Genomic DNA, 12185 nt, shown 5'->3' with positions numbered 1-12185 from the left:
GGAATGGAACGTGCAAGGGCGGTGCTTGGTGCGCGGCCGGGTTCGCCGGAAGGGTGACGGCTATCTTTGGCCGGACCGCCGTTCCGCGGTCGCACCCCGCCCATGATCACCTTCGAGAAGGCCACCAAGCCCACCGCCGGCGCCGACACGCTGGCCCTGGTGGCCGGCAAGACCCGCCTGCGCGAGCTGGAGCTCGAGCGCGCCGACCAGCACTACCTCGGCGAGCAGCTCGCCAGCGAAGACGGCCTGGCCGCCCTGGACGTCAGCGGCCGCTTGGTGCTGGCCCACAACCCCGCCAAGGCCCCGCGCGCTGAAGTGCTGGAGAACGCCCGCCGCGCCGGCGCCCTCATGGCCGAACGCCTGGCCGCTGCCAAGCGCTCCGAAGCCCAGCTCATGGGCCTGCACGAGGATGCCGAGCTCCTGCTCGCCCTCGCCGAAGGGCTCGCGCTCGGCGCCTACAGCTACCGCAAGTTCAAGACCGGCAAGGCCCCCGTGGGGCCCGATCGCATCCGGCTGGTGCATCCGGACATCGACCGCCGCGCCGTGGAGCGCCTCAACGACCTGGTGGCCTCGGTGTGCACCGTGCGCGACCTGGTGAACGAACCGGTCTCCTCCCTCAACGCCGTGCAGCTGGCCAGCGAGCTGCGCACCCTCTGCCGCAACGCGCAGGTGAAGTTCCAGGTGCTGGACAAGGCGCAGATCGAGGCCCTGGGCATGGGCGGTCTGCTCGCCGTCAACAAGGGCAGCGTGGACCCGCCCACCTTCAGCATCCTGGAATACAAGCCGAAGAAGGCCGTGAACGCCAAACCCATCGTGCTGGTGGGCAAAGGCGTGGTGTACGACACCGGTGGCCTGAGCCTGAAGCCCACGCCCAACAGCATGGACTACATGAAGTGCGACATGGCGGGCGGGGCTTGCGTGGCCGGCGCCATCGCTGCGGCCGCGCTGCTCGAACTGCCCGTGCATGTGGTGGCCCTGGTGCCGGCCACCGACAACCGGCCCGGCGGCAACGCCTTCGCCCCCGGCGATGTGGTGCGCATGCACAGCGGCCTCACCGTGGAGGTGATGAACAGCGATGCCGAAGGCCGCATGCTGCTGGCCGATGCGCTGAGCTACGCCGAACGCTACCAGGCCGAGACCATCATCACGGTGGCCACCCTCACCGGAGCCGCCGCCCGCGCCATCGGTACACAGGGCATCGTGGCCATGGGCACGGCGGACGAACGCGCCTTCGACCGCCTGAAGGCCGCCGGCGACCACGTGCACGAGCGCATCGCCCACTTCCCCTTCTGGAAGGAGTACGACCGAGAACTGGACAGCGACATCGCCGACCTGAAGAACCTGGGCAGCGACAGCGCAGGCATGATCACGGCCGGCAAGTTCCTGGCGCGCTTCACCACGCGGCCCTTCATCCACCTGGACATCGCCGGGCCGGCCTTCCTCACCCGCCGCGATGGTTACCGCCCCAAGGGCGGCACCGGCACGGGCGTGCGCCTGCTGGTGGACTTCCTCCAACGCCGCGCCAAGGCATGAGCAGCGAACGCCGCCCCGTTCGCGTGGGGATCAGTTGTGGCGACCTGCAGGGCATCGGCATCGAGGTGGTGCTGAAGACCTTTGAGGACGCCCGCATGCTGCAGGAACTCACCCCGGTGCTGTACGCCTCGGCCAAGGCCGTAAGCCTGCACCGTAAGCTGCTCGACCTCGAGGAGGTGCAGTTCCACCGGGTGAACGATGCGGCCGAGGCCCTGCCCCGCAAGCTCAACCTCGTGAACCTCTGGGACGACGAGCTGCCCCTGGAGCTCGGCCGCCCCAGCGGTCCGCTGGCGACCTACGCCATCCGAAGCCTGGAGGCCGCCACACAGGACCTCGCCGGTGGCAAGGTGGACGTGCTCGTCACCGCCCCGATCGACAAGCACAGCATGGAGGCCGCCGGTTTCGCCCACCCTGGTCACACCGAATACCTGGCCCATGTGGCGGGCGTGGACCAGGTGCTGATGGTGCTGGTGGCCGACGGCCTGCGCGTGGGCACGGTCACCGGCCACATCCCGCTGAAGGACGTGGCCGCGGCCATCACCACGGACCGCATCGTGACCAAGGCCCGGCTTTTCCATCAGAGCCTGCTGCGCGATTTCGGCATCGCCAACCCCCGGCTGGCCCTGCTGGGCCTGAACCCCCACGCGGGCGACGGTGGCACATTGGGCACCGAGGACCGCGAACGCATCCTGCCCGCCGCGCGCCAGCTGGTGGCCGAGGGCATCACCGCCATGGGGCCCTATGCCGCCGACGGGTTCTTCGGCAGCGGTGCGTACCGCCATTTCGATGGCGTGCTGGCCATGTACCACGACCAGGGCCTGGCCCCCTTCAAGGCGCTGAGCTTCGGCCATGGGGTCAACTACACCGCCGGCCTGCCCATCGTGCGCACCAGCCCCGACCACGGCACCGGGCTGGACATCGCCGGCAAGGGCGTGGCCGATGAGGGTAGTTTCCGCCATGCGGTGTGGCTGGCCGTGGATGTGTTGCGGGCCCGCGAGCACTTCAAGACCATTGGCGCCAACCCGCTGCAACCACAGAAGCGGGAGAAGGAGCGGAAGGAAAAGGCGTAGCCGCATCACGGCCCGGTCCTTGCGCCGTCCACATCGGGCCGTGGACGACCGGCGTGGATAACAAGCCGGGAGCCCCTGCGTATTAACCTTACTTTGTCCTTGACCATGAACGCTTTCCGCCTTCCGACGGGACCCCGGAGCGCCCTGCGCCTCGCGGCGCTGCTGGGCGCGGCCCTGCCCTTCGCGATCGCCGCCCAACCGGCCCAGGACACCCCACCACTGCCGGCCGACGACCCGGTGCTCCAACGCCTGGACGACCTGGCCCACCTGCCGTGGGTGATGAACGACCGCTTCACGGCCGACACGGCGGCGCTGAACCACCACGGTTTTTCACCGAACGTGGTGCCCACCTACCCGCCCGAGGAGATGCGGCGTCGGCTCACCGTGCTGGACCATCGCACCCCCTTCGCCCTCACTTACAACAGCGTGGTGCAGTCGTACATCGACCTCTACGCCGTGCGCAAGCGCGAGCAGACCAGCCGCATGCTGGGCCTGGCCCAGCTCTACTTCCCGGTGTTCGAGGAGGCCTTGGAGCGCCATGGGCTGCCCCACGAACTGAAGTACCTGGCCGTGGTGGAGAGCGCCCTCCACCCCGGCGCCCGCAGCCGTGCGGCCGCGGTGGGCCTCTGGCAGTTCATCGTGGGCACCGGCAAGCTCTATGGCCTGCGGGTGGACAGCTACGTGGACGAGCGCAGCGATGTGTACAAGAGCACCGAGGCCGCCTGCCGCTACCTGAAGGACCTGCACCGCATCTTCGGCGACTGGGAGATGGCGCTGGCGGCCTACAACTGCGGACCCGGCAACGTGAACAAGGCCATCCGCCGCAGCGGTGGCCGGATGGACTATTGGGAGGTGTATGACCATCTGCCGAGGGAGACCCGCGGGTACGTGCCGGCCTTCATCGCCGTCAACTACATCTTCGAGCACGCCGCGGACCACAACCTCTACCCCATCGCGCCCAACTTCTGCGCCTACGAAGTGGACACCGTGCAGGTGTGCTATCCGCTCACCCTGGCCGACCTGGCCCGCTTCACCGGCTCGGACGAAACGATGTTGCGTGAGCTGAACCCGGTGTTCAAGCAGGGCTTCGTGCCAGACCCCGATCAGCCGGTGACGCTGTACATGCCGCGCGACATCGTGGGCGCCTTCATCGACCGCGAGGACAGCCTGCGCTATCGTTACCTGGCGGGGATGGCCACCCCCGTGGCCGCACCCGCAGCCGCGGCGCAGCAGGAGGTGGTGGTGCGCACGCACGTGGTGCGCAGCGGCGAATCCCTGGGCAGCATCGCCTCACGCAACGGTGTCACCGTGACGCAATTGAAGGCGTGGAACGGCCTGCGCGGCGACCGCATCCAACCCGGGCAGCGATTGCGCATCGAACGCACCGTGACCGCGACTGCCGAGCAACGGCCCGCTCCGGCACAAGCGGCACCGGCCGCGGAACCGCGCAAGCCATCTGTGGAGGACTACATCTATCACACGGTGCAACCAGGCGACACCTTGTGGGGCATCGCACAGCGCTATCCGGGGGTGACGGTCGAGGACCTCAAGCGCCTCAACCAAGGGCTGAACTCCAAGCAGCTGGCTCCGGGCAAGAAGATCAAGGTGGCCAAGCAGCAAGGCTGATCGGCGCATGCGCTTGACGGCCAAGTACTAGCAGGAACAGCCCCGTCGTTTTATCAACAGGATGAACGCTCCTGTTCAAAAAACGCACGCCGCAGCCCCCGCCGATCCCGCTACTTTTCGGGTGTCCTTCCATCCCATGGAACGCCCCGATATCCGCGAGCTCTATCACACGCACTGCCGCTTCAAGCTCCGCTCGGGCAAGGAGGTGTTCGGTGTGGTGTGGGAGGTGGACACCGGTGGTGTGCAGCGCATCTACTTCGCCAGTGTGCGCGACTATGAGCGCTTTCAGCGGGACCCGCAACAGCCCGTGTCGGTGATCCCCATGGTTCCCGAGGAGATCGTGCACGCCGAGCGCATCGCCATCTGAGGCGCCCTTCACTTCGCTTCCGAAAGCCCGGCCTGCCAGAGGACGAACGCGTAGTCCAGGGCTACTTCCTTCAGCCGCTCGAAGCGTCCGCTGGCTCCGCCGTGGCCGGCGTCCATGTTGGTGTGCAACAGGATCGGCGCGCCGCCCTGCTGGTGGTCGCGCAGGCGCGCCACCCACTTGGCCGGCTCCCAGTACTGCACCTGGCTGTCGTGGAAGCCGGTGGTGATCAGCATCGCAGGGTATGCCGCATCCTGCACATTGTCGTATGGTGAATAGCTGAGCATCCGCCGATAGGCCGGCTCCTCCTTGGGGTCGCCCCACTCATCGAACTCGCCCGTGGTGAGCGGGATGCTGTCATCGAGCATCGTGGTCACCACGTCCACAAAAGGCACCTCGGCCACGATGCCCTTCCACAGGTCGGGCCGAAGGTTCACCACCACGCCCATGAGCAGGCCGCCCGCGCTACCTCCCATCGCGAACACGCGCGTAGGGTCGGCGTACCGCTCGCGCACCAAGTGCTCGGCACAGGCGATGAAGTCCGTGAAGGTGTTCATCTTGTGCTCCATGCGGCCGTTCTCGTACCACGCACGGCCCAGTTCCTCGCCGCCGCGCACATGGGCGATGGCGAACACGAAGCCCCGGTCCAACAGGCTGAGGCGTGCGCTGCTGAAGGTGGGCTCCATGCTGATGCCGTAGCTGCCGTAGCCGTAGAGGAGCGCGGGGGCGCTGCCGTTACGCTCCGTGCCCATGCGGTACACCAGGCTCACCGGCACACGCGTTCCGTCCGCCGAAGTGGCCCATGTGCGTTCACTGGTGTAGTCCTCCGAGCGGAACGTGCCCAGCACCTCCTGCTGCTTGAGCAGGGTGTCGGTGCCGGTGTTCATGTCATGCTGGTACACGCCGCTCGGGGTCGTCAGGCTGGTATAGCCGTAGCGTAGCAGGTGTGTGTCCCACTCCGGATTGGTGCCCGTGTAGGTGACATAGGCCGGATCGTGGAAGGCGATCTCGTGCTCGGCGCCCGTGCTGAAGCGGCGCACACGCAAGTGCGTGAGGCCTTCACGACGTTCGCTCACCACCAGGTGGTCGCGGAACAGGTCCACATCCTCCAGCAGGACCTCCTCGCGGTGCGGGATCACCTCCGTCCACCGCTCCTTGTGCGCATGGTCGGCCTCTTCGCAGCGCATCAAGCGGAAATTCCGCGCCTCCCAGTTGGTGAGGATGTACCAATGGCCCGCTGTCCCCTCGTGGGCGGGCACATGGAACACGCTGTGCTCATGTTCGTCCTCCCGCGGAAGGAACGGCGCGAACGCGTCCATCGGTCGGTCCACCGGCAACAGCCAGTGCTCGCTGGCCAGGGTGCTCTCGGTGGTGATGATCACGAAGCGGTCGCTGCGGCTGCGGTACACCTCACAACTGAAGGCCGGGTCCTTTTCATGGAAGACCTCCACATCCTGCACGGGATCGGTGCCGAGCACGTGCCGGAACACCTTGTAGCTGCGCAGGGTGCGGTCCTTGCGGGTGTAGAAGAAGGTCCGGTCATCGGCCCAGGCCCCGCCGCCGCTGGTGTTCGCGATCACATCGGGCAGGTCGGTACCGGTGGTGAGGTCGCGGAAGCGGGTCCCATAGAGCCGCCGGCCCACGGTATCCACACTGTAGGCCGCCAGCCTGTTGTCCGGCCCCGGTTCGTAGTCGCCCAGGTCGAAGTACTCGACCCCTGCGGCCATCACGTTCTCGTCGAAGATGTCGGTGAAGGCCTCGGGCACGCGGTCACGGTCGGGCCCGACCGGAGCACGCATGTGGATCGCATACTCCTTGCCCTCCTCGAACCGGTGGTTGTACCAATACCCGTTCTCCCGATAGGGCACGCTGAGGTCGGTCTCCTTGATCCGGGACTTCATCTCCTTGAAGAGGTCCTCGCGCAAGGTGTTCGCCGGGCCGAGCACCGCCTTGGTGTAGGCGTTCTCCGCTTCCAGGTGGGCCACCACACGGCCTGTATGGGCATCGGGCTCGGCCGACTCCCGCTGGGCCTCGGTGAGGCGCATCCAGAAATAGGGATCCTGGCGCGTGTGGCCGTGCGTGGTGATGGCGTGGGGTTCGCGCGCGGCGATGGGCGGCTGTGGTGCGGTCATCCTGAACGGGGCATCGGCGCACGCGGCCAAGGCCAGCAGGCCTCCCAAAGGCAGGAGCGGGTGCGTGGACATGGACGAGCGGCCGGGCCGAAGATACCCGTGGCTCACCCAAGCACTTGATGAAGCACGTCCGGCGAGCGCAGCTCATGGGCCCCGGGCACATGCAGTCGCACATAGCGCAACAGCGCATCCAACAGCTCACGGCGCTGACCAGGGGCCATGGCGACCGGCGCCGGTTCATCCAGCGAACCCGGCAACCACGCGGCGAACACCGCGGTGAGCGGTGGAGCGATCGCCTGGGCATGCAGGGGCAGCTCCGCGGTGAAGCGCCCTTCGACCATGTCGAAATAGGGGGCCTCCTCCTCCGGTGGTGCGGGCGCGAAGCCCAAGGCCGCGGCGTAGCCGAGCACGAAACGCAACGGCAGGTCGCGCACTTCGCCAGCGCCGTCCAGCAGTTCCAGCGCATCCTCCAGAAAAGCCCAAAGCCCGGGATCACCCGATTCCTCGCGCAGCGTGCGGGCCAGCAGCTCCTGGATGAAGAGCAGCAGGGCGATACGCATCGCATCACCGGGCACGCGCTGGTAGGGTCTATGGAGCCTCAGCTCCCGCACCTGATGCAGGTCGCGGTCGGCCCGCTCGTCCACCACCAGCTCCAGGCGGCTGAGCGGCTGAAGCAACGCTGCGACGTTCCTGCGTCCTGCGCCCTTCGGCGTGCGTACCAGGTAGCTACGAAGCCCGAAGGCCCCTGTGTACGCCTTCAGCACAACGGTGCTGTCCGTGTGGCGGATGGTGCGGAGCACCAGGGCCCGGGTGGTATGCAACATGGTGCCTCTCAGCGCACCACCAGCACCTTGGTGTTGCACTTGGTGTTGCCGTCCGCATCGGAGGCGAACACCAGATACACGCCTGTGCTCACCCGGTTTCCGCTCATGTCGGTGCCCGGCCAGATGGCCTGGCCTCCATCAGAGGTGGTCCGATACACCAGGTTGCCGGCCACGTCGGTCACCTTCACATCACTGTCGCGCACAAGTCCGGTGATCGCAATGGGACCTGTGTACGTTTCGCGCACCGGGTTGGGGAAGACCTTCGCGCACGCATTGGTGACCCCGCTTTCGGTGGCCGTGCCGCGGTAGCTCACGATGCCCTGGTCGGTCCCGAAGAACACCTCGCCGCTCTCCCCGTCGATGGCCAGGCTGGTGATGGTATTGCTCGGCAGCGGGCTGTTCTCGGCGGTGAAGTGGTGGAGTTGTTCCGTGCCATCGGGTGACACCAGGAACACGCCGCTGCTCAGGGTGCCGAGCCACTTGCGGTCAGCACCATCCACTGCGATCGCGCTCACCGACTCGGTCTCCAGGAGGATCTGCACATTGCCGCCCTGCTCGATCAGGATCTGCTGGCAGTCGAAATCGCCACCGCCGAAGACCGCATCCGGCGTGTAGAACACCGCCACGCCCTTGCCGGTGCCGACCCAGACCTCACCGTCCAGGTCCTCGGCCATGCTGAACACGTCCATGGATGGCAGACCCCCAATGCCCTCCGCCGTGGTCAGCACCTTGTACTGGTCATCGCCGGGGTCGCTCAGCGTGCCGTTGTCGGTGAAGACGAGCATGCCGTTGCTGCGCGGTCGGATCACCCATTTGAGGCGGTTCTGCCGGGCGGGCAGGATATCGCTCAACAAGCTGTTGTTGTTGAGCACCGCGCCCGGGGCGAACGAACGCCAGGTGCCCCCGGCCGTGCGGACACTGATCGGGGCGGCGCAGTTGCTGTTGGTCGCCCACAGGTCGCCTTCCGCATCAAAGGCCAGGCCCGCCACTTGCACGCCATTGTCGGCGCCGAAGGCCGGGTTCACCTGGAGGCTGCTGTTGTCCGCATTGTGGATCGTCTGGACCGCCCCGCCGCGCAGTTCCAGCACGCCATCATCCCATGAGCCGACGAACGCATGGTCAGCGTCCTCCGGGTCGGCGGCCACGGCCATGAGGTCGTTGACCGCCCCTCCATAGGTATTCGCACCGGTGGCCATCAGCGGGTCGTTGAACCTATCGGTCGTGGACCATTGGCCTCCGAAGAACTGATGCACCCCCTCCTTGCGGAACTGGTTGGTCCAGTTGCTCTGAACGCCTCCCGTGGCCACATACAGGCCGCCTTTGGACGATGACATCCGGAGCGCGGAGACAGTGGATGGACCTGGCGGGGACAGCGGCGCTCCGGGAGCTCCGGTGATCAGGTACACCAGTCCCTGCGCCCGGTCGGCCGCCCAAATACCATCGCCGTCGGCGGAGGGGATGGCCATGGCGGCCGACATCGGCAGGTCGTCCACATAGCTGTTGTACAACCACACGAAGGAGAGCACGGAATCATAGCGCGAGATGGCCTCGTTCTGGCAAAGAAGCAACATGGAGCCATCGCTGCTGGCCCGAACGCTGGTGTTCTGGCGCCCGAAGGCATGCGTGAGCCGCTGCCAAACCCCGGCCTCCCGGAAGTACACCGTATCCCGGTCGGTGGCGCCGGCGTTGTGGTAGTTCACCACGACCCGGCCGCCCACCTCGACCACGGCGTTGAAGGGGCCCGATGGCGTGGGCAGCTCCGTGCGCTGCTGCCACGAGGTGAACGCGGCCAGGTTGGGCGCGAACCGGTAGGCGGCGAACAGACCGGTGTTGGTGGCCGCATAGATGGAATCACCGATGAAGGCCACGTCGTTCACTTTCACCTGTGTGCCGCCCGGGGCGATGAACCAGGTCTCACGCACCTCCAGCGCCTCCAGGTCCACCACCACGATGCCGAAGCCGCACGCCAGGTAGGCCAAGGTCCCTTCGAAGTGGATATCGTACACGCCCTTGTCGCCGATGATGTTGCTGCGTTTGATGTCACTGAGGTTGCTGGCCGTGCCTCCGCGGATCAGGTCGAGGTTTCCGTTGCGATAGGCCACCAGCAGGCCGCCCACGGCCGCGTTGTAGTTCAGCACGCTCACATCCACATCGCTCAGGGCGTTCACTTTCGTGAAGCGCTCGATCTCGCCGGAGGGCCGGTGGTAGGCGAACACGGCGTTGCGCGTGGCGCACCAGGCCTTGCCCTCGCCTTCGGCCACGGCCAGGGTCTGCCGGTAGGGGAAATGGTCGCGCCATTCACCTATGGCCAACTGGGCGGACATGGAGGTGGTGAGGAGCGCGGCGGAAAGTGGGAACAGGGTACGAAGAAGGCTCATGGTCGGGAACGGGCGTCCACCTAACGCGGAACGGGGCCGATCGTTGTTCGGCACAAGGTAGCGACGGGCCGAAAAGCAGGATCCCCCGGAGGCGGGGGATCCTTTCGGAGGTCACGAGCGGAGTCGAACCGCTGTACGAGGTTTTGCAGACCTCTGCCTAGCCACTCGGCCACGTGACCCTTGAACTGCCCGGGAGCGGGCGGCCGCGAAGATAGGGGATGGCCTTGAGGCGGGGGCTATCCCTCCAGGGTGTAGGCCACGTGCTCGACATCGCCGTTCACCGGAGGGGCCTCCTTCTCCACCCGCACCCGCCAACGATACGGCCCCGGCCATTCCTGCTGCAGGGCCAGCAGGATCCGTCGGCACACATGCTCGATCAGCCGGCTGCGCACGGCCATCGCCTCCTTCACGAGCGCCGTGATGCGGCCGTAATCGATGGTGTCGCCCAAGGCATCGCTGAACTCAGCGCGGGAAAGGTCGCCCTGCACCTGCACGTCCACCCGATACCGGCCGCCGATGCGGGCCTCCTCCTCCAGGCAGCCGTGGTAGGCGAACACCCGGATGCCGTTCACTTCGATCAGGCCCATGCGCGGCAGTGCTCCAGACCGGCCTTCAAGCGGGCCACCACCTCGGCTCGGCCCAACAACACGCTCACATCGAACATCCCGGGGCCCTGCATGCGGCCCGCCACGAACAGGCGGTACAGCGGCATCACCTGGCCCACCTTCAGACCGTGGGCCGCTAGCACTTCGTTGAAGGCGGACTCCAGGAGGGCGGGGCTCAGTTCAGCCATGCCCTCCAGCCGGGCGATGTACGCCTCGAGTGCCGGGGCGGCCTCGCCCTTCCAGCGCTTCCGCAGCTCCGCTTCGGCCTCCGCGTTGTCCTTCAAGGGCGAACCCGTACTGAAGAGGTAGAGGCCTTCCAGCATGTCGTCGACGAAGGTGGCGCGCTCCTTCAGCAAGGCGGTGGCCTGTGCGGCACGCTCGGCCGTGGTGTCGAAGCCTTTCACGGCCTGCAGGCGCCCGCGGAGCTGTTCGCCGAGCACCGCATCGGGCCGCCTCCGCAGGTATTGCTGGTTGAACCACTTGGTCTTCTCCGGATCGAAGCGGGCGCCCCCCTTGTGCACGCGGCCCAGGTCGAACAGGGCCGTCATCTCGGCCATGCTCATGAGTTCCTGATCGCCGCCGGGGTTCCAGCCCAGCAGGGCCAGCATGTTCACGAAGGCCTCCGGATAGTATCCCCGCTCCCGATAGCCGCTGCTCTGTTCGCCACTGGCGGGGTCCGTCCAGTTCAGCGGAAAAACCGGGAAGCCCAGGCGGTCGCCGTCGCGCTTGCTGAGCTTGCCGTTGCCGTCAGGCTTCAGGATCAGCGGCAAGTGGGCGAAAGCGGGGCGCTCCCACCCGAAGGCCTCGTAGAGCAACACGTGCAGCGGCGCGCTCGGCAACCACTCCTCGCCGCGGATCACATGCGTGATGCGCATGAGGTGGTCATCCACGATGTTGGCCAGGTGATAGGTGGGCATGCCGTCGCTCTTGAAGAGCACCTTGTCGTCGATGTTGGCGCTGTGCACCACCACCCAGCCGCGGATCAGGTCCTCGAAGCGCACCTCCTGATGGCGCGGCACCTTCAGGCGCACCACGTAAGGTTCGCCAGCGGCCAGGCGGGCCTTCACATCGTCGGCGCTCAGGGTGAGCGAGTTCCTCATGTGCTCACGCGTCACCGCGTTGTATGCCGGGGCCGCCACACCTGCGGCCTGAAGCCGCGCGCGCATGGCCTCCAGCTCCTCGGGTGTGTCGAAGGCATAGTAGGCCTTGTCCGCGGCGATGAGCTGCTCGGCATACTGGCGGTACATCGCCTTGCGCTCGCTCTGGCGGTAGGGCCCGTCCGGGCCACCGGTCCACGGGCTCTCATCCGGCGTCAGCCCGCACCAGTCCAGCGCTTCGCGGATGTACTCCTCGGCACCGGGCACGAAGCGCTGCTGATCGGTGTCCTCGATGCGCAGCAGGAAGGTGCCACCGTGCTTACGGGCGAAGAGGACGTTGTACAGGGCCGTGCGCACACCGCCCATGTGCAGGGGGCCGGTGGGGCTGGGGGCAAAGCGGACTCGGACGGACATGCGTTCAGGTGTTCTTCCGCACATGCGCTCCGGCGGCAGGGACCGGGCACAGGGTCGAACAGGTCCGCGAAGGTAGCGGGTGCCGGTCTGGGCACTCCCGGTACGGTCAACCACAACAGGTCGTTCCACTGTATTGTGCCAA

Annotated in this window: 9 protein-coding genes and 1 tRNA gene; 4 read left to right on the top strand and 6 right to left on the bottom strand. The window is 66.9% G+C overall.

What is annotated here, in order from left to right; all coding sequences use genetic code 11:
- Positions 1 to 102: 102 nt before the first annotated feature.
- The 4 genes from IPJ87_14980 to IPJ87_14965 all read left to right on the top strand — a co-directional run bounded on the left by IPJ87_14980 (position 103) and on the right by IPJ87_14965 (position 4596).
- Positions 103 to 1533, top strand: coding sequence for a peptidase M17 (locus IPJ87_14980; GenBank protein MBK7943153.1), 1431 nt, complete (start codon positions 103 to 105; stop codon positions 1531 to 1533).
- Positions 1530 to 2603: a 4-hydroxythreonine-4-phosphate dehydrogenase PdxA gene (gene pdxA / locus IPJ87_14975; GenBank protein MBK7943152.1), complete on the top strand. Its 1074-nt coding sequence runs from the start codon at positions 1530 to 1532 to the stop codon at positions 2601 to 2603. Before IPJ87_14980 ends, pdxA begins: the two co-directional genes overlap by 4 nt.
- Before the next feature lie 105 nt (positions 2604 to 2708).
- Positions 2709 to 4229 (top strand): LysM peptidoglycan-binding domain-containing protein, encoded by a 1521-nt coding sequence (locus IPJ87_14970; GenBank protein MBK7943151.1) that lies wholly within the window; start codon positions 2709 to 2711, stop codon positions 4227 to 4229.
- 136 nt (positions 4230 to 4365) lie between these two features.
- Positions 4366 to 4596 carry a hypothetical protein gene (locus tag IPJ87_14965; GenBank protein MBK7943150.1) on the top strand — a complete coding sequence of 77 codons (231 nt, stop codon included), beginning with the start codon at positions 4366 to 4368 and terminating at the stop codon, positions 4594 to 4596.
- 8 nt (positions 4597 to 4604) lie between these two features.
- On the opposite strand, the gene IPJ87_14960 is transcribed toward IPJ87_14965, so the two are convergent.
- The 6 genes from IPJ87_14960 to IPJ87_14935 form a co-directional block, all read right to left on the bottom strand.
- Positions 4605 to 6725 carry a S9 family peptidase gene (locus tag IPJ87_14960; GenBank protein ID MBK7943149.1) on the bottom strand — a complete coding sequence of 707 codons (2121 nt, stop codon included), beginning with the start codon at positions 6723 to 6725 and terminating at the stop codon, positions 4605 to 4607.
- Between the two features lie 104 nt (positions 6726 to 6829).
- A complete protein-coding gene (locus IPJ87_14955; GenBank protein ID MBK7943148.1) occupies positions 6830 to 7549 on the bottom strand; it encodes a recombination protein O N-terminal domain-containing protein in 720 nt (239 codons plus the stop codon).
- Between the two features lie 8 nt (positions 7550 to 7557).
- The gene (locus IPJ87_14950; GenBank protein ID MBK7943147.1) at positions 7558 to 9927 is read right to left on the bottom strand and encodes a hypothetical protein; all 2370 of its coding nucleotides are present in this window, start codon (positions 9925 to 9927) and stop codon (positions 7558 to 7560) included.
- 108 nt (positions 9928 to 10035) lie between these two features.
- A tRNA-Cys gene (locus tag IPJ87_14945) sits at positions 10036 to 10106 on the bottom strand.
- A gap of 57 nt (positions 10107 to 10163) precedes the next feature.
- Positions 10164 to 10514, bottom strand: a complete 351-nt coding sequence (gene folB, locus IPJ87_14940; protein MBK7943146.1) for a dihydroneopterin aldolase — start codon at positions 10512 to 10514, stop codon at positions 10164 to 10166.
- Complete coding sequence (locus tag IPJ87_14935; GenBank protein ID MBK7943145.1) at positions 10505 to 12043, bottom strand: glutamate--tRNA ligase; 1539 nt, start codon at positions 12041 to 12043, stop codon at positions 10505 to 10507. The genes folB and IPJ87_14935 overlap by 10 nt, the downstream gene beginning before the upstream one ends.
- Positions 12044 to 12185: the final 142 nt, after the last annotated feature.

It is taken from the genome of Flavobacteriales bacterium (assembly GCA_016713875.1).
In the GTDB taxonomy this organism is placed as follows: domain Bacteria; phylum Bacteroidota; class Bacteroidia; order Flavobacteriales_F; family PHOS-HE28; genus PHOS-HE28.
Note: the sequence above shows the minus strand (reverse complement) of the source record. Positions and strands in the feature narration are given on the sequence as shown.